The sequence below is a fragment of the Streptomyces sp. NPDC048734 genome (assembly GCF_043198675.1).
Classification (GTDB): Bacteria; Actinomycetota; Actinomycetes; order Streptomycetales; family Streptomycetaceae; genus Streptomyces.
The window spans coordinates 597,645-615,081 of sequence record NZ_JBICUZ010000002.1 but is presented as its reverse complement, the minus strand read 5'-3'; the positions used below and the strand labels follow the sequence as shown (position 1 = coordinate 615,081).

Annotated in this window: 14 protein-coding genes; 6 read left to right on the top strand and 8 right to left on the bottom strand. The window is 69.3% G+C overall.

From position 1 onward, the window contains the following. Positions 1-25 precede the first annotated feature (25 nt). The gene (locus ACGFQC_RS07940; protein ID WP_363089082.1) at positions 26-1,111 is read right to left on the bottom strand and encodes a hypothetical protein; all 1,086 of its coding nucleotides are present in this window, start codon (positions 1,109-1,111) and stop codon (positions 26-28) included. A gap of 220 nt (positions 1,112-1,331) precedes the next feature. Here ACGFQC_RS07940 and ACGFQC_RS07935 point away from each other — a divergent pair, with 220 nt between their 5' ends. Both ACGFQC_RS07935 and ACGFQC_RS07930 read left to right on the top strand, forming a co-directional pair. After that, on the top strand, positions 1,332-2,180 hold the full coding sequence (locus ACGFQC_RS07935; RefSeq protein ID WP_363089083.1) for a helix-turn-helix transcriptional regulator: 849 nt from the start codon (positions 1,332-1,334) through the stop codon (positions 2,178-2,180). Beyond that, the gene (locus tag ACGFQC_RS07930; RefSeq protein ID WP_363089084.1) at positions 2,177-2,437 is read left to right on the top strand and encodes a DUF397 domain-containing protein; all 261 of its coding nucleotides are present in this window, start codon (positions 2,177-2,179) and stop codon (positions 2,435-2,437) included. The genes ACGFQC_RS07935 and ACGFQC_RS07930 overlap by 4 nt, the downstream gene beginning before the upstream one ends. Positions 2,438-2,484: 47 nt before the next feature. Here the strand turns inward: ACGFQC_RS07930 and pglX are convergent, their stop codons facing one another. Both pglX and ACGFQC_RS07920 read right to left on the bottom strand, forming a co-directional pair. Further along, positions 2,485-6,213, bottom strand: a complete 3,729-nt coding sequence (gene pglX, locus ACGFQC_RS07925; protein ID WP_363089085.1) for a BREX-2 system adenine-specific DNA-methyltransferase PglX — start codon at positions 6,211-6,213, stop codon at positions 2,485-2,487. A 175-nt stretch (positions 6,214-6,388) separates the two neighbouring features. Further along, the gene (locus ACGFQC_RS07920; RefSeq protein ID WP_363089086.1) at positions 6,389-7,633 is read right to left on the bottom strand and encodes a hypothetical protein; all 1,245 of its coding nucleotides are present in this window, start codon (positions 7,631-7,633) and stop codon (positions 6,389-6,391) included. 354 nt (positions 7,634-7,987) lie between these two features. Here ACGFQC_RS07920 and ACGFQC_RS07915 point away from each other — a divergent pair, with 354 nt between their 5' ends. The 4 genes from ACGFQC_RS07915 (at position 7,988) to ACGFQC_RS07900 (ending at position 12,904) form a co-directional block, all read left to right on the top strand. Then, positions 7,988-8,566 (top strand): hypothetical protein, encoded by a 579-nt coding sequence (locus tag ACGFQC_RS07915; protein WP_363089087.1) that lies wholly within the window; start codon positions 7,988-7,990, stop codon positions 8,564-8,566. A gap of 390 nt (positions 8,567-8,956) precedes the next feature. Further along, positions 8,957-11,824 carry a putative dsRNA-binding protein gene (locus ACGFQC_RS07910; RefSeq protein ID WP_363089088.1) on the top strand — a complete coding sequence of 956 codons (2,868 nt, stop codon included), beginning with the start codon at positions 8,957-8,959 and terminating at the stop codon, positions 11,822-11,824. Between the two features lie 44 nt (positions 11,825-11,868). Further along, positions 11,869-12,471: a hypothetical protein gene (locus ACGFQC_RS07905; RefSeq protein ID WP_363089089.1), complete on the top strand. Its 603-nt coding sequence runs from the start codon at positions 11,869-11,871 to the stop codon at positions 12,469-12,471. A 103-nt stretch (positions 12,472-12,574) separates the two neighbouring features. Then, on the top strand, positions 12,575-12,904 hold the full coding sequence (locus tag ACGFQC_RS07900; protein ID WP_363089090.1) for a hypothetical protein: 330 nt from the start codon (positions 12,575-12,577) through the stop codon (positions 12,902-12,904). A gap of 61 nt (positions 12,905-12,965) precedes the next feature. On the opposite strand, the gene ACGFQC_RS07895 is transcribed toward ACGFQC_RS07900, so the two are convergent. The 5 genes from ACGFQC_RS07895 to ACGFQC_RS07875 all read right to left on the bottom strand — a co-directional run bounded on the left by ACGFQC_RS07895 (position 12,966) and on the right by ACGFQC_RS07875 (position 17,203). Beyond that, positions 12,966-13,535 carry a GNAT family N-acetyltransferase gene (locus ACGFQC_RS07895; protein WP_363089091.1) on the bottom strand — a complete coding sequence of 190 codons (570 nt, stop codon included), beginning with the start codon at positions 13,533-13,535 and terminating at the stop codon, positions 12,966-12,968. Further along, positions 13,519-15,708: a tetratricopeptide repeat protein gene (locus ACGFQC_RS07890; RefSeq protein WP_363089092.1), complete on the bottom strand. Its 2,190-nt coding sequence runs from the start codon at positions 15,706-15,708 to the stop codon at positions 13,519-13,521. The genes ACGFQC_RS07895 and ACGFQC_RS07890 overlap by 17 nt, the downstream gene beginning before the upstream one ends. A 35-nt stretch (positions 15,709-15,743) precedes the next feature. Continuing rightward, positions 15,744-16,292, bottom strand: a complete 549-nt coding sequence (locus ACGFQC_RS07885) for a DUF6879 family protein (RefSeq protein ID WP_363089093.1) — start codon at positions 16,290-16,292, stop codon at positions 15,744-15,746. 21 nt (positions 16,293-16,313) lie between these two features. Further along, on the bottom strand, positions 16,314-16,541 hold the full coding sequence (locus ACGFQC_RS07880; RefSeq protein ID WP_363089094.1) for a hypothetical protein: 228 nt from the start codon (positions 16,539-16,541) through the stop codon (positions 16,314-16,316). A 257-nt stretch (positions 16,542-16,798) separates the two neighbouring features. Further along, positions 16,799-17,203: a hypothetical protein gene (locus ACGFQC_RS07875; RefSeq protein WP_363089095.1), complete on the bottom strand. Its 405-nt coding sequence runs from the start codon at positions 17,201-17,203 to the stop codon at positions 16,799-16,801. Positions 17,204-17,437 lie beyond the last annotated feature (234 nt).

Below are 17,437 nucleotides of genomic sequence, written 5' to 3'. Positions count from 1 at the left end.
CCCCCGTAGCCCCGTAGCCGTGCGGTCATCGCGGTCGGGTGCACCGCGGGCAGTGCGTCTCGTCCCCGACCGGCCGGAACAGCAGCGGCTGCACGTGGTCGCCCGCGCACTCGCGGGCGCCGGTCAGGCGGGCGGACAGGCGGGGGCCGGCGAGGGCCGGTGCGGGCCACGCGCCGCCCGGCGGCCCGCCCGCCGTGGCGGGGAAGGAGGAGGGCGGGGGCGGGGTGTCCGGCAGGAGGGGGAGGGGCGGGACCTCGCCGAGCAGGTGGCGCAGGAGGCCGCCGGGGCGGTGGACGGGGGTGTCGCCGTCGGGGAGGTTGCGCAGGATGTGCGTGCGGACGGCGGTCGGCGGGTGCCCGGCGGCGAGCCAGCGGGCGGTGAGGTCCGTCAGTTCGGCGTCCATGGCACGGGGGATGCCGCGCAGGGCCGGGTCGAGGCCGCGGTAGGAGGAGACGAGGGCACGGGCCTCTTCGAGGTGGGGGACCGGGGGAGCGGCGGGCCGGTGGTTCCCGTCGTCTACCGGGGCCTGCGGGGCCTGCGGGGCCTGCGCGGCTTGCGGGGCGTACGCGGCTTCGGGGGCTTGGGCGGGTGCGGGGGCATCGGGTCCGTCCTCGGGGGGTTCGGGGGGTTGGTTGTGGGTGTTCCCATGGGTGTCGCCATAGGGAAGACCGTCGGTGAGCCGACCTGTCCGCTCACCGGCCGTCGGAATACGGGGACTCGGAGCGACCTGCGGCGATACGGCTGCGGAGGGCGGCGGTACGGGCGTCCGGGCGAGGAGCTTGGCGGCCTCGGCGGGGCTCAACGGGACGTTGGAGACGAGCTGTTGGGTGGTCCAGTGGCCGCCGGGGCCCTGGACGCGGCGCTCGTGGACGAAGCCTTCTTCTTTCAGCTGGCGTTTGGCGCGGGTGAAGGCGGTCGCACCGATGTTGGCGCGTTCGGCGGTGCGCGAGAGCGAGTCGCGCGCTCCCTCGGGGAGGGAGAGCTGCCAGGTGAGGAGTCGAACGGCGTCCGACGACAGCCGGGGATGCCGGATGAGGTCGTGGGAGAACTGGGTGAAGGCGCGCGGGGGCGCGATATGGTGCCGGTAAATCACGGTGGAGTCGCTTTCCACTGGTGGTTCAGGCCCTCGCGGACGGTTGGCGCCGTCGCGGGGGCCGCATTTGTGCTGACGGTACCGCACGCAAAGTGTGCGCGCGGACGCGTTGCGTGAAGAAAGCTTTCGCGGCTCATTCACCCACACGAACCAACTTTGTTTGTTCGAAGCACCGTTGACCTGGGCGGCTCCTACCCTGCGATCACGGACAGCGGTGTCGCGAGGGAGCGAGGGCGGGATGGACAGGGGCGCGGACGCGGGCGCGGGGACGGGTGGCGCGGAGTCGGACGCGGACGTGGGGTTCCTGCGCTGCTTCGGCCGCCAGATGAAACTTCTGCGGGAGGCGGCGGGCCTCACCCAGGCGCAGTTGGGGGAGCGGGTCGGGTACGGCGAGGCGCAGATCGCGGCGGTGGAGCAGGGACGGCGGATCCCCAAGCCGGAGCTGATCGACGCGGTGGACCGGGCGGTGGGGGCGCGGGGGGTGCTGGTGGCGATGAAGGAGGAGGTGGCGAAGGCTCGGTATCCGTCGTTCTTCCGGCGGTACGTCGAGCTGGAGGGGCAGGCCGTTGAGCTGCACGCCTACGACAATCAGGTGGTCAAGGGCTTGTTGCAGACGGAGGAGTACGCGCGTGCGGTCTTCACCATGTGGCGGCCTTTGCTGGACCCCGAAGTCATCGAGCAGCGGGTGGCCGCACGTATGGAGCGGCAGAAGCTGTTCTCCCGGCGTCCTACCCCGCTCCTCAGCTTCGTCATCGAGGAGCAGGCGCTTCGGCGCCCTGTCGGCGGTCGCCAAGTACTGCGTGGCCAACTGGAGCAACTGCTGCTCGTCGGGCACGAACGGAACGTGGAATTGCAGGTCATGCCTACCGACCGCGACGAACATGCAGGGCTTGGCGGCGCATTCACGTTGATCCATCTCGAAGGCGAGCGCAGGATTGGCTACATGGAGGTGCAGGAGGCGAGCGTCCTGTACACCGTGCCCAAGAAGGTCAGTCCGCTGGAAGCGACGTACGGCGTTCTCCGAGCGCAGGCGCTGACTCCCCGGGAGTCGCTGACCTTCATCGAGAAGCTGTTGGGAGAGCTATGAAGGCAAGCAGCCCCGAGCCCGCCACTGACGAGCTGAGCTGGTTCAAGAGCAGTTACAGCTCAGGCAGCGGCGGAGACTGCGTAGAGGTCGCCTGGATGAAGAGCAGCTACAGCGCGGGTGACGGTGGTGACTGCGTCGAGGTCGCGGACGCCGGTACGGCCGTACTGGTCCGTGACTCCAAGCGGCCGGGGGACGGGTTCCTCACGGTCGGCGCCGGTCAGTGGGCCGCGTTCGTGCGAATGGCCGCGCGCGGCTGAGGTGAACGTGAGCGAGGGGCGGTCGGCAGACGACCGCCCCTCCTTGCTCACTCGCTCTTCTTCTTGCGCCCGCCGGACTTCTTCTCGGGACGCCAGTTGACGAGGTCGTTCTCCGACAACTCCGCGTCCGCGCGGCCCGATTCGAGCGCGGCCTGGAACTCCTCGGAGGGGTTGCCCTCCCACTCCTCGTCGTACTCGCCGTACCACTGGTGAACCCAGGGCAGCACTTCGCGCAGCCCGGCGAGCAGCGGTACGAGCCGGGGGTCCTTCTTGTCCCAGCCGCCGTCCTCCACGCGGCTGCGGACGAGCCCGACGAGGGCGTCGGCCTGGTCCCGGTGGTTCCAGCCGGCCCAGCCGAGGAGGAGGGAGGTGTCCGACTCCAGGGAGGCGCCGGGGTAGGAGATGAACCGCTCCTTGGGGACGTCGAGCTTGCCGCGGTTCGACCAGTAGGAGTTCTTGAGGAAGTCCGCGCTGGTGTACTTCGGCGGCACCTTGATGTCGAGCCGCTGACCGGTCCGGTCCTCCTCCCGCTGCTGCTCCCAGACCTGCTCCCACTGCGCCCGCTTGCGCAGACCGGTGTCCTTGTAGCGGAGGGCGGCGAGGTAGGGCACGTGCTCGGCCTCGATGACGGCGGCGAGAACGGTGGCGAGGGAGGCGTCCCGCTTGCCGAGGTGATCGGCGGCGTACAGCTCGGCGACGGCCTGAACGTCCTTGTCGTGCCGCAGCTCGTCGGCAAGCTGGTTGACGGTCAGCGGCCGAGGCACGGTGAACCCGTCCCGCTCCTCGAACCACAACTCCTCACGCTCAGCGGCGTCGAGCAGCCAGGTACGAAGAGCGGCGGCCTCCCGCTTCTCCCAGGGCTCGGTCGACCAGCGGCGCTTGTATTCGGGGCGCTCGATGAGGCGGATGTCCTTGTTGGCCTCGATGAGGTCGATACGGGCCTGGATAATTTTGCGGTAGGAATCGGGCCAGTGGGCGGGGATCTCAGTAATGGATGTGGAGCTATGCCGCTCGAACCAGGCGGTTTCGGCCTCACCGGCAGCTACCTTTCGGGCGAGCACGATCTCGAAGGCCCGTTGTCCGAGGGTGACTTTCGGCACGTCGTTGGTGGTAGTCCGCGCGACTTCCTCGGTGGTGAGTAGTCCGTAGGCGCCGTAGACGATCCAGTCCAGCTCCTCCTGAAGGGCGATCATCCGGGCGCGGGTCTGCTCCTGGCTACGGCGAGAGTCATCCAGGGCTTCACGGGTGGGTACGGCGTTGTTGATGAGGGCGGAAGGGGCGTGCTTGGCCAACTCCTGAGCGAGGTTGTCGAGTTCACGGCTGAGGGCGAGGGGAAGCTGGTTGGGGAGGGGGAGTTCTTGGAGCCGTGTTCCGTTAAAGGCGTATCGGTTTTCCCACGCCTCGTCCTGCACGCCGCGCCCAATACCGCTTCCGCCCTTGACATGGCTGACCTGTTTCATCCAGAAACAAGCGGCTGAAGAGTTCAACAGGCCGAGCAGTTCAAGGTGTTTCTCTTCACTGACCCCTGCGGGCAGCTTAATGACTGGCGCGGTCTGCTTGAAAACCTTCCCGCCTCGGTCCAGCGCGAAGTGGTTGTGCGTGGCTACCTCGCCGTAGGTGATAGTCGGCTTTGCTGCACCTTTGTCCTTAGGGATTTGGTGCCATTCATGCCAGGGGTGGCCGTCGCTAAAGTATGTACCCGCGCTGAACGTCGCTCGATTTCCTAGTTCCGTCCGGGCGGGCCATAGGAAGCGTGTAAATTTAGGCAACTCTTCGAGTGGTAGCAATTCTGAGATTTTGCTGTACGGATGGAAGATTTCATTGGGTGTGGCCAAGTCCCAATCTCGCACATTCTCTCCGATGGCAAGGGGGGCGCGAGCATTTTGCTCCAGTTCATGTCGAGAGAAGACACCATTCGGTGCCAGCATGACATCGTCAGCATGTGTCATACCGTAGAAGCCGATGCGGAAGACTCGATCGCTTAGATTCCCTGACTTCCCTTCCAGTCGCAGCATGGTTTTGGAGGCGCCGCCCCCAGACAGCGACCAAGGATGATCGGACCAGCGGGTGCGCGCCACGTCTTCGACGGAGAGCCAGTTGGACTCGCTCCCGGGCGCTCCCATTTGTGCCATTATTGCCCGCCACACGAGCCCGTGTTCCGGATTTTCCGGCTGGCTAGGCTCCCCTCTAACCCCCAGCACAGCCCGCACAGCCTCCCCCTGCCGAGCCACCTGATTCCGCCCCGCCAAAATCACCGTAGGTGTCCCATGCCCCGGAATGAACGCCCCAGACGTATCAATCACATGCGTGAGCTGAACCCTCGGAAAGAACTCCTCAATCAGCTTCTTCCCGAATTCCCGCTTCATGAACGAGTTGGCTGTGATCTGCCCGGTGAACCCCCCGTCCCGATGGTTACCCCCCGCCCGCACCGCCAACTCGAAGATCCGCTGAGCGAACGGCACCGACAACGCGTACTGCCGATAGCAGGCGTCGTACGCGGCCTTGTAGTTCTTGTTCTCGTTCGCGTCCTTCACGGTGATGTACGGCGGATTCCCCACCACCACGTGATACGACCCCCGCCCGAGCAGATCCACCTCCCGCGCGAACCCCTCCACATCCTCCGTCCGGAAGTAGAAGGGCTCGTTCTCCGCGAACAGCGTGTCCAGGGCCTCCGTGACCGTCTCCGCGCCCCGCCCGTGCAGCAGCGAGTCCGCCACAGCCACCCGAATCGGCAACCCGGGCGCAGCGCTCAACTCCCGCACACCGCCCGCCTTCAGCGCAGCGACCAGCAACCGGAACCGAGCGATGGCCACCGCGAACGGGTTCTTGTCCGCCCCGTGGACCGACTCCAGCGCCCGCCGCACCAGCACCCACGCCTCGGTCCCCGGCTCGGCCGCCCGCCACTTCTCCAGGAGCCGTTCGAACATGCCCAGCAGGAAGTGCCCGGAGCCGCACGCGGGGTCGATGCACCGCAGCCCCCGCACCACGTCCTCGCCCCCGGGACCGTCGGGGAACACCTCGCCGTCCCACCCGGCGGGCCGGTGCTTCCACGCCGGCGTCAGCCCGAACTCCTCCACCGCCGGTTCCAGCGTCAGGTCGAGGATGAACTCCTCCACGAACACCGGCGTCTGGAGCAGCGCGTACGTCTTGCGGGCGTGCTCGGACAGGTCCTGGTACAGGTCACCCAGGAAACGCGTGTCCAGTTCCTCGTCGGTGAAGTCGTGCACGATCTCGCCGTCGGCGCCCCGCCGCCGCCAGAAGGCGAGCAGCGCGGTGGCGGCCTCGTAGGACGGCGTCACCTCGTACAGCGGATTGTGCGCGCGGTCGAACAGCCCCTCCACCGTCCGGTGGGACTTGGCCAGCGCGGTGAACGACTCCTCCAGCCAGTCCCGGTCGTTCCTCGACGGGTTGTCCCGGAAGTACGCGTCGTGCCGGTCCTGCGCCTCCGCCAGCCGCTCACCCGGCCCCGACAGCCACGCGTCGGGGATCAGCCCGTTGTCCTCGCTGAACCGCACGAACACGCACGCCAGCACCCACGCGGCGGCGATCTGCACGACCCGCTCGTCACGCCAGGTCTCGTACATCGCCGCCGTACGCTCCGCCGCGACGGCCTTCTCGTACTCGGCCCGCAGCGCGTCCCGGAACTCCGGCTCGGCCTCGGTCCGCTCCCGGAGGTCGTCCTCCAGCAGGCGTGCCTGCGCCTGGAGGTCCTTCAGCAGCCGCGCCCGGTCCAGCGAGGCCCCCGCCCCCTGTGTCTCCTCAACCGTCACGGTCACAGCCGCACCTCACATCCCACTAGCCGGCCCCGCGATCACCGCGGACGCACACATTTCCGGCGAACCCCCCAAGGCCCGCCGTCCCATCCTGCCAGCCCGCTCCCACCGGCCGCAGACGTCGCCCGACCGGGAAGCGTCGGTTCCGGCCCGCTCGGCGGGCGGGCCGGCGGTACCGCTACATCCCGCGCTCGTGCTCACGCACATAGGTGTAGCCGCGGGGCAACTCGTGAGGCCCGGCCAGGCCGGCTCGCATGTGGTCCTCGCGGTAGGCGGCCTGCGCTTCCGGGCTGGCCCCCTTCCCGAGGTGCCCGATGCGCATCAGGTGTCCCGCCACCCGGTGCGCGCTCATCCCGTGACCGGCGCCCGCGTCCTGCCGCAGATCCTCGCGTTCCGCGTCCCGGAGTGTCGGCGCGTAGCAGAGCAGCGGAACCGGCGTCTCCCCGCGCCGCGCGGGATGGCGCAGCACGCCCGCGGCGTTGACGCTGCCCCGCTCCCACGTGAGCACTCGGCGGGAGAGGAGCCGCTCGATCGCCCCGTCGATCCTCCTCCTCGCCGGCCGTTCCGACTCCGCGCGCTCCGTGGTGTTCCGGATCAACGCCTCCTGGGGAAGCAGCGCCCGGCCCTTCTCGTCGAGGTAACCCAGCTCGCGCAACGCTGTCAGCACGAGTTCCTCGACCCGGTCCACGCCTGCGTCGAAGGCCGCGAGCTCACGGGTCATGATCCTCGGGTCGTAGGCGTACCGCACGACGGTGCCGCCGAAGACGACGGGCTTGTCCAGCGGGGTGTAGGCGAAGCGAAGCGTCTTCCAGGTGTCCCACCGCACCGACACCCGCATCCCGGGAAGGACGAAGGGCTGCCACACCAGCCCGGTCAGAAGTGACTCGTCGCCCTTCACCACAAGGGTGACGCCCTTCTGCTCGTCGAGCACCCGAATGCGGTGACGGCCGCGCACGAAGGTGAGGTCCAGCGGCTCATGAGGGGCCGCTCGACCGGCCATCTCGGCCGGCACGGGGCACGTGCCGTGCAGCAGGTGCTCGGCACGCACGGAGAACTTCCACTCGACGGTGAACCCGGTGTTGACCACCGAGTGGGGGAGCCCGCTGTCGGGTTCCTCCACGACGACCCGCGCGAGATCTTCCGTCCGAAGAACCGGAGGCTGCGTGTCCACACCCCCCGACGCGGCTGTGGAGGCATCCTGCGGCCGCTGCCCGTGCTCCGCGGGCGACGCCTGGAGGCGTCCGTAGCAGCCGTTGCAGAGGAGGGCGTCACCGTCCACGGCGACGGAACGCGCCGTCTTCGCCTGAGTACAACGCGAGCAGGTGAAGGACGCGACCGCCTCCAGCCGGACGAGCCGTACGCCACCACGGGGCGGGTGGATTTTCACGATCGTCCTGCCGAGGAGTCCGCCCCCCACATGCATGACAGCCCCCTGTGCGACGACTCTTCGAAAAGAAGATCAGCGTAAGGATCTCGACCAGGTCGGACAAGACATGGCGGAGGCACGTGGAAACCGGACAGGACGATCCGGAGGGTGGACAGGCTGCCCGCAGGCCCGTCGTCCCCTCCTGCCGGTACGGCCGCACCGAACTCGGAAAGATCGGTGTGCATTGCACTGTTCACCGGCGCAGTCAGACGTTTACGCTGCTCAGGCGGTTGTGCCCGTACCACTCATCCGTATCGGTGGGTGGTGCCCGCAGGCAGACCGCGGTCCTGGGGAGGGCCACGGCGGACGGCAGATCGCCGTACGCGCGAATCGGCGACATGTGGGGGTGCGGTGGGCAACGGTGGGAACGTCCGGGTCGGCGGGCCACCGGCGAAGGCCGGGAACAAGCGCGACAAGGCCGCGCAACGGGTCTCCCCGCAACAGCAGGAAGAACTCCGGCGCCTGCGCATGCAGCGGAACCTGGAACTCGCCCGGGAAGCAGAGCGGCGGCGCAACGGGCTGAGCGTGGCTCCGGTCAGGGCCGAGAAGCCGTCGAGCCCGGCCTCGTCCAGGTCGGTGAAACCGCCCGAGCGGCGGAAGAAGAGGGCCTCGGCAGCCGTTCCGGTCAAGGGCGGGAAGCCGACAGGTCCGGGCGTGCCCGGACTCATGGGGAAGTCCAGGAAGACGAAGGCGCGGGCCGCCAGTCACAGGGAGTTCCCCGCCTCCCGACCCGCCCCCGTCGCGGACCGGGGCGTCGATCACCGCAGCGCACTTCCCAAGATCGCGTCCGCCTACATGCGGCTGACCCCCGAGGAAGCGCAACGGGAACGGCAGAGACGACTGAAGGGGGAGACGAAGGCGGAGAAGCGCAGACTGGCGAAACTGGCGAGAAAGATGCAGGCCGCCAGGAAAACCGCGGCCGGCCGCTGAACGAGGGCGAGCGGAACCCGGCCGCAGGACACCGGGTCCGGTCCCGCCCGCTGACGGACGAATCCCGCCGCATGGGGCCGGGGCGTCCTGTCCGATCGCCGCCCTGGTCGCTACGACGGTGACGGTCGGGAACACAGCCGGTGTCATGCGGTTCGAGTCTCCGGACCGTGAGCAGGCCGACGGGGGAAGCGTCCGGAAACCCTCCCGGCCCGGACGCCAGGGACGTACGCTCGCCCGGGGGTTCCATCGTGATCACCGAGGCCGGTGGGGCGCGGGGGAACAAGGAGGGGCACCGAGAAGGCCGGGCAGGGTCCGCCCGGACGCGCCGGAAAGCGCGTCGACGCCGCACGCGGCGGTCCGGGCCGCGCCGCACCCGGCCGGGGGAGGGACATGAACCGCTGGGTCGGCATCGTGGCGCTGCGGGACACCGCGCCACCGACACCCGTGCACCGCATCGCGCTCGCCATCGAGGCCGCGCGCAAGCGCACGTCGTACAGCCTGGGCGGACAGAAGGTGTCCTACGCCCGGATGCGGGCCGCGCTGCGCAGGGTCGGCCAGGGGTACGCGGCCCGCTCCGAGTGGGACCGGTGGTCGTACTGCGTCGACCTGGCCGGAGAGTTCTTCGACGGCGGTGAGCCGTTGGGCGGGCTGCCCCGCTGGCTCACCGACGACCTCCGCGTCACGCTCGACCACGACAGGACGGCCCCCGACGGCAGGCGCGCCCGCAGGCAGAAGCCGGAAGCCGCCCGCTCCGGCAGCCGACCGCACCGACCGACGCACCGGAAGGCCGCACCCGCCCGGCCGGCCCCGCCCCGCTGGTCCCACGCGAGCCCCCGGCCGCAGCCCGCGCCCGTCGAGCCGTACGTCCGCGTCGTCCGGCGACTCGAACGCCGGGACGTCACCCACCCGGCACTGCCGGAGCCGCCCACCCTGCTGGTCGGCACCTTCGGCGACACGGCCCGCGCCGCGGTGGAGGAGGCCGTCGGAGGCTGGGACGCGGGGCCCGAGGCCAGCGCGTGGCTCGGGCTCGCCGCCTCGCACCGCAGCCACCTCTACGAGAGCGGACTCGCCGGGACGACCGTCACCCCCTTCGTGCTGGGCATGCTCGACCGGCTGGGCCGCAGCACGGCCGGCGTGATCCTCCTCGACGCGTACACCGAGGCGCACCGGCCCGAGAAGGTCGGCGTCCAGTCCACCGAACACAACCGGCGCCGGACGGCCGCCCGGCACGCGCTCGGCCGGTGGGCGGCCGAGCACGGCCTCGTCCGCATGGGAGCGGGCGAGGCGCAGCGGCCCGCTCCCTCGGTCGCGGAGGCTGTCGCCTTCCAGATCCTCGGCGTGCTGAGCCTCCTCGACGCCCACGACATCGCGAAGCGGCTGGTCGAGGCCGTCTGCACCGACCTGGACCGGCCCGCCGACGAGATCGGCGGCGCGGACCCCACCACCGAGGCACAGATCGTCTTCGCCAAGGACGACCTGACCTACGACTTCGCCGAGGAGGGCCCCGAACACGACAAGACCTTCCTGGCCATAGCCCGCACCCGCACCGGCCGCACCGCCCGGGGGACCGGCCCGAACAAGAAGGCGGCACGGGCAGCCGCCGCCCGCGCCCTGCTGACCGCCCACGCGCGGAGTGCCGAGAAGTCCGGCGGCGGACGGGCCGCGGACACGGCCGTCGCGCGGCCCGCCCCGGCGCCGCAGCCGTACCTGACCCCGTCCTTGCGGCACAAGGACGCCCTCGCCGATCTGAAGACCATGTTCGACCTGGGCGGCGGCCGGGTCGACGGGCTGCTCGCCCAGGCCCTCACCCACTCCTCCCACGTCTACGAGAACCAGGCCGCCGCGGCCGCCGTCCACCAGCGTGACCACCAGCTCCTCGCACACCATGGCTCCGTGGTCCTCGACCACCTGGCCACACACGCCCGAGTCCGTCGCGTCCTGGCCCACGGACTCGTACCGGACGAGGACGACTCCCGTATCCACACCCCCGCCAACGACGACACCGCCCGGCTCGGCGACGAACTCGCCCTCGCACAAGGCCTCATGGCGGGCCGAGGGGCGGGCCTCCAACGGGAGACCATGGTCGCCGACGCCGCACAGGCCGTCACGGCCGTCGCCTGGCGCATCCACGGGGCACGGCTGCTGCACCGCAGGCCCGCTGCCCTCGACGACTGGCTCACCGGGCTCCAGCACCACCACGACCCGATCACCGTGCTGACGTACACGGCGAGCACCTTCGGGATGACCCTTTCCTTCGAGCACGAGCGCTCCGGCCCAGACCACCTCCAGACCTATACGTCGACCCTCGTGCTGCGCGACGCGCGAGGCCGCGTCCACCGGTGGACCGTGCCCCCGGACGGGCCCTGTTCCAAGACCGAGGCCGACCGCGCGACCGCCCGGGACGTCCTGGACCTCCTCACCGCGCCGGCCGACGACCTCCTCGACACCCTCACCGGTGAGGAGCGCGACCTGCTGAGCCACCTCCTCCGCGCCCAGATCGACGGCCTCGGGCAGACGAACGAACGGCAGCGCGCCCGCATGCTCGGCAGAGGCGACCTCGGCACGGACCTCCTCGCCACCGGGGACACCGAGGCCTTCCACGCCTGGGCCGAACGCGTCCGCACCCTGCTCGGCCCGGACGGCGAGACCGTGCCCAACACCCTGCGCGACCTGTACCGGCAGACCGTCGCCGACACCCGCCGCGGCCCCCGCTCCCTCCTCCGCCGCATGGCCGCCGACCAGGGCACGGACACCGCGAGCGTCCTCCGGCGGCACGCCGCCGGCGCCGTGCGGCGTGCCCTGGATACCGGGCCCTGGCAGAAGTCCGTCCGCGACATCGTCCAGGACTGGTGGCGCGACCAGGCACCCGACACCGGCGTCACCGTCCGCGACCTCATGCGCCGGGAGGCCTTCACGCCGCTGCGCGTACAGCTCGGGGCACTCCACGAGACGCTGAAGTGGTGCGGCGAGGCGGCCGACGCGGCCGGTACCCCGGTCGACGTCGAACTCACCGTCCAGGACGGCACACTGCACGCCTGGATCGGACTGCACAGCGTCGACGTCAGGGCCGCCTGCGACGACTTCGCCCAACTCCTGTCCCGCACCCTGCCGTACACAGACTGCCTCGTCGACGACGACCACGTACTGCTCCGGCTGCACGGCCGGCCTGACCCGCGCGGTCTTTCCGCTCTGGCAGCGGCGGGGCTCGACGCCTACCTCGGAGAGGGATACACGGGACGGCCGACCGAAGCCGCCTGACCCATATTCGTCCGACCGAACCAGAAAGAGAGAACCGATCCTCCATGTCCCCTCGTCCCTCCTCTCCCTCCACCGATTCCGACCCCGGCGACTGGGCGGTCCCGTACCAGCCCGCCGACTTCACCGACTTCGACCCGGCGTCCGTGACATGGCGGGGCAAGACGCCGGACCCCGCCCTGCTGGACGCCGTACGCAGGCTGGTTCGAGGGGAAGGGCCGATCCACCGGGAAGTGCTCCGCCTCCACCTCGGCGAGGTGCTCTACCAGCCCAGGCTGACCGCGGCGAAGAAGCGTCTCGTCGACGCGGCCGAGGCCGTGCTGACCGACGACGCAGACATCGTGGAGGCGAACGACTTCCTCGATGTGCCCGACCGGCCCTGCACGCAGGCACGCCGACCACTGCCCGGCCTCACCCGCCGCCCTGTGGAACATGTCTCCCCGGCCGAGCGGCGGCGAGCACTCCTGGGGCTCGTCGAGGACCGGCCACGGGCCCTCAGTGCCGAGCAGGCCGTGGCCGAGGCAGCCGTCTTCTTCGGCTGGTCCCCGAGGAGCGGCAGCGCGCCGGGGCGGCTGATGGCCGACCTGTACCGACTCCGCGACACCGGCGCCCTCACCGGCTGGCCCGACAAGCTGGAACCCGTGGGCTGAACCACCACCGGCCCGCGCCGGACCGACCTTCGTCCGGGAACCGTGGGTCGACAGAACTCCGTTCACCGCCCGGAACTACAGCGTGCTGGGAGCAGCGAGGCTCGTGGACGACGGCGACGGCTCGTGCCACGCGGAGGACGCGGCAGCACGGGAGAAGTTGCTCGGGGAGGACAAGCGAGTCCTGGCGACGGGCAGTTCTCAGGGCGGGGAGATCCTGTCGTCCGAGTACGGAGACCTCGCCGGTAACTGTCTCGCCTATACGGAGTTCACCGGTGTCCCGGCCGGTGAGGACGTGTACTTCGTCGCCTCGGGCGAGCGGTCGTACACAGCCGACGGGAACGAACTGGGGCCGGTCGAAACGACCGGAACACTGTTGCGGCAGTCCATGTCAGAGGCCGAGCAGCAATGGCTGAACTTCGGGGCACCTGCATGACAAGGAAGGGACTCCCACCGGAGGCTGTCCCTGTATGTGTGCCGGAGAAGGCCCAGTCCCCCTACTGGTGCGAGACACTCAGGTCGCGGACGTAGATGTCCCAGTAGGGCGGTGTGACACCGGCCAGAGGACCCTTCCTGCCGATGTTCTTCCACCCCCAGTGCCGGTAGAGGCCCTGCGTGGCGAGGGCGGTGGGCTGCACCGAGAGGACCGCGCGCTGCTCCTCGCGATCGCGCAGGAGCGTCTCCATCAGCCGTCCCCCCGTGCCCCGGCCACGCTGTTCGGGGAGGACCGCCAAGCTGATGACCGCGAAGGTCCGACCCGGCCATTCCCGTACCAGGTCGGCGGGGAGCGGACGGACGAAGTCGCGCCACCAGCCGTGGTCGGCGGGGAGCGGATGACCGTAGGCGTACCCGACGAGGCGCTCCCGTTGCCTGGCCACGGCCAGCCGGAAACCCGGAACCGTCATCAGGTCCCCGAGTTCCTCCCCGTGCTCCCGGGACATCTCCGCAACCCAGGCGAACGGCTCGGCGGAGAAGACCCCGTCGTGCAGGTCGCAGATGCGGCGGAACCAGTCTTCGGCCGACTCCTGTCCGCCGCCCTCGACCATGACCTCATCCGGCTCCGCCACGGCCCTCCCCATCCCCCTCTCCGTCCCTTTCCCCGCTCCTGGCGTCGATGAGTTCCTCCGCCTGCCTCCGCAGGACGTCGGAGAGGGCGTCGCCGAGCTCCTCGTAGAGGGCCGCGGCCTGCCTCCACAAGTCACGTGCGGCGTGCGGCTCGCCACCTGCCAGGGACACATCGCCCAGACTCCGCAGCGTCGACGCCTCGCTGCGCCGGTCGGTGAACTCGCGGAATGTTCCCAGGGCCCGCCCGAGGCACTCCTCCGCTTCGTGAAGCTCACCCAGCTCGCCGAGACTGTCGGCGAGGGGGAGCGCGCCCCATGCCTCACTCCAGCGGTCGTCGATCGAGCGGAAGATGCCGAGGGCCTGGCGGCAGAGCGCGGCGGCCTCCGCGTGGTTGCCGCGGGCACGGGCACACGCCGCGAGACTGAGCAGACTCATTCCCTCGCCTCGCCGGACCCCGTGCTCCCGGAACACGGCCAGTGCGGCTTCGAAGTGCGCCCGGGCGCCGGCGTCACCCTGCTCCAGGGCCACCAGCCCCAGACCTCGCAGCGAGAACCCCAGCAGCCAGGGATCGTCGATGTCCCGGCTGAGCCCCGCGGCCCGCCGGTAGTTCTCGGCGGCGACGCCGTACACCCCTGACCGCCAGCTCACATCACCCAGGCACAACAGGTTCGAGGCCTCTCCCAGCCGGTTCCCGACCAGTCGGGCGGCTTCCAGCCCGAGCTCGTGGACGTGCTTCCAGTCCGACCAGTGGGCTCCGAGCTCGAAGAATCCGTCGGCCACCACGGGCAACATCCACGCGATGTCGTACTGTCCCCAGGCGACCGCCTGCCGCAACGCGGAGAGCAGGTTCTCGCGCTCGGTATCGAACCACCGCATCGCGTCGGCGGCCCCGTCGAAACGCTCGACCGGCCGCACCTGCTCGCCCGCGGGTACCAGGGGGATGGAGTGGGAGTACGGAAGAATCGCCTTCCGTCCCGCGTCGGCGCTGAGCAGGTACCAGGTGAGAACCCGGCGCACGGCCCGCGTCCTGTCTTCCCGTGGCTCTTCGGCGGACAGTTGCTCCACCGCATAGGAACGCAGCAGATCGTGCATGCGGTATCTGTCCCTGGCGGCCTCCTGGAGAAGATGGACGTCGGTGAGTTCACCCAGTCTTCGCCGCGCGGCCGACGGGGTGACGGCGAGAAGCGCTGCCGCGGAGCTGCTGCAGAGTGTTCTCCCCTCGTGCAGACCCAGGAGCCGGAAAGCCCTCCTGGACTCCTCCGTCAGCGCTTTGTAGGACCACGAGAAGACGGCACGCACATCGCTGAGTTCGTCCTCCCGGTCGGCCAGTGCGTCGAGGAAATCCTGTTCCTGGACGAGCTCTCCGACGAGTTCTTCCAGCGAGAGCAGCGATCGTCCGGCCGCGCGCTCCCCCACGACGCGCAAGGCCAGGGGAAGGCAACCACAGAGCTGGGCCACTCGCCGGGCCGCCTCGGGCTCCGAGTCGACCCGTAAGGGCCCGATCACCTCACGCAGCAATCGCACCGACTCCTGCGGTGACAGTACGTCGAGTGTCACACGCGCTGCTCCCTCCCGCGCCACAAGACCGGACAGCCTACTTCGACTGGTGATCAGTACGAGGCTGGAGCGCGAGGCGGGAATTACCTGTCTGATCTGCTTGACGGAAGAAGCATTGTCGATGAATATCAGGATTTTCTTCCCGTACACCATCGACCGGAACAATGCGGCGCATTCCTGCTCGTCGATCGGAATGCGGTCCGCCTCCACGCCAAGACTCCGGAGAAAGGAGGTCAGGGCCTGCTCGGGTCCCAGCGCATTGCCGCTGTTGTATCCGCGCATGTCGATGTACAGATCGCCGTCAACGAAATGCCGGCGGACCTTGTGCGCCCAGTGCAGTGCGAGCGCGGTCTTTCCCACTCCCGGGCCTCCGGTGATCGCCGTCACGACGGCCGGCCCGTCCTCGTCGGCGGGCCGTGGGTGCAGGGCGTTCAGTGCGGTCAGCTCGTGCACCCGGTTGACGAATCCCGGCACTCCGTAGGGAAGCTGACGGGGCGGAGGGAACGAGCGGCCGGAGCCGTGTACGTGTATTCCGCCGTGCACGGTCCCGGCTTGGACCACCACGTCGCTGTCGCCGCCGGAGAACTCGTTCGAGACGGATGTCGGCTCTTCGCCCATGCGTCCGGTCCGGTCTCCGTGACCCGCGTGTCCGTTCAGCCCGACACGCTCGACCGGGCTTGATGGGTGCGGGCGAACTCCCGGTAAGGGACGGCCGAGGCCTGGGCCACGTCGCGCCAGTAGTTCGCCTCCACGATCCGTTGCGGGTCGTCGATGATCTCGGCGGACGAAAAGCGTCCGTCTTCCTCGTAGTGCATCGCCACCAGTTGGGTGGAGTCGAAGAGCCAGTAGTCGTAGTGCGGTAGCTCCGACGGCCACTCCTGGCGGGGCACGGGGAGGATCCGTACGTCCTCACCGGCTTCGACCGTGTGCTCGTACGCCCACGCACATTCGAAGCGGACGTAGTCGGACATCGGCAGTTCGACTACGTGTACCCGGCTCAGGATCTTCCCCGCCGCCACCGCCTTGGTGACGGTGCCGTCGATCCACTCCGCGATGCCGGGGAACTCGCCCCTCGACTCACCCGACAGGAAGCGTGCGAACTCGTTCTGCTCGTAGGACACGTCGTACCGCTGGAGGGATTCCAGACGATAAGCCGTGTACTTGAAGTCGGTGAACAGACGGTTGAATTCCTCGTCCGCCAAGGAAGAGAACCTGCGTCCCACCTACCGCCCCTCACTGTGTCGACTGTGGTACTGCTCCACGGCGCCGATCACGACGTCCGCGGAGATACGGACGGCGCCCTCTCCCGGAAGGACGTTCTCCAGTTCCGCGAAGGTCGCGCCATCCACAACGTGCCCCTGGACGACCAGTTCGCCGGTCTCACTCAGGTAGACCGTGGGACAGCCGTTTCCGCCCGACCCCTGATCCTTGTACAGCTTGGTGAGTTTCATCCCCGCCCCTGTCTGGATGGAAATCTCGGCTCACGCAAGGCTAGAGTTCGGGAATGTGGCACGTCAAGATTTATCACAGCCCGATGGAGTGTCCGGGAAACTTGGCCGATTTCGCTTCTCGCTCAAGTTAATATGTAATGTTTTCAAGGGTTCGGATGTGTGTGCCGTGAGTTCGGATGTGAGTTTTGATGCGACGGTTGTCCGTCTCGAATCCTGTGGCGGACGGTCCGGCGCGTGATGTCGAGGTCGGATGCCGCTCAGTCGTTCCGCTCTCCGGTCGTGGCGTCCGGTTCCGGTGCGGAAGGACTGCCGAACGACACGGAACCGTGCAGGTCCCGCAGCTGCAGAACGTTTCCCTGTGATCCGCCGCTGACGGTGTTGTGCACGTCTCCGGCCTCCGCCGCCGCCGCACGCGCCGTATCCAGCCATGGCCTCAGGGCGCGGGCGAAGTCCGGGTCGTGAGCCGCCCGTCGCTCCAGCGCGTCGGCGAGCGTCCGTGCCCGACCCGCGTCCTGGGGGCCGGCCTCGAAATCTTCCAACTCCCTCAGCGCCGGGGTCGGCTCCTCGTCGAGAGTCTGATCGGCTCGCCGGAACGGCTGACGCACCAGCCTGCCGAGCGCCGTCCACGCCTGTGTGCCCGCGGCGCCTCCGGCGCCACTCACGAGTGCCACGAGAAGCGCCGCCGAAATCGGATCCATCCGATCCCCACCCCTTGTCGATTACGGACCGTATGGGATGTATAGCAGTTCGTGCGGACTCTGTCCGGGGTCTTGCGGAAGTGCCTGAGCGGCGCTGTGACACGCATGAAGTGGCGAAACGTCACGCAACGGGAGGGGGCGCGGATGCGAGCGGTTCATGCCCGCATCCGCGGCGCAGGGCTCTTCCGTCTGCTGATG

Excerpts from the sequence above, each read along its gene's own strand:
- ACGFQC_RS07935 (WP_363089083.1), top strand. The coding sequence starts at position 1,332 with ATGGACAGGGGCGCGGACGCGGGCGCGGGGACGGGTGGCGCGGAGTCG.
- ACGFQC_RS07930 (WP_363089084.1), top strand. The coding sequence starts at position 2,177 with ATGAAGGCAAGCAGCCCCGAGCCCGCCACTGACGAGCTGAGCTGGTTC.
- ACGFQC_RS07920 (WP_363089086.1), bottom strand. The coding sequence starts at position 7,633 with ATGCATGTGGGGGGCGGACTCCTCGGCAGGACGATCGTGAAAATCCAC.
- ACGFQC_RS07910 (WP_363089088.1), top strand. The coding sequence starts at position 8,957 with ATGAACCGCTGGGTCGGCATCGTGGCGCTGCGGGACACCGCGCCACCG.
- ACGFQC_RS07905 (WP_363089089.1), top strand. The coding sequence starts at position 11,869 with ATGTCCCCTCGTCCCTCCTCTCCCTCCACCGATTCCGACCCCGGCGAC.
- ACGFQC_RS07890 (WP_363089092.1), bottom strand. The coding sequence starts at position 15,708 with ATGGGCGAAGAGCCGACATCCGTCTCGAACGAGTTCTCCGGCGGCGAC.
- ACGFQC_RS07880 (WP_363089094.1), bottom strand. The coding sequence starts at position 16,541 with ATGAAACTCACCAAGCTGTACAAGGATCAGGGGTCGGGCGGAAACGGC.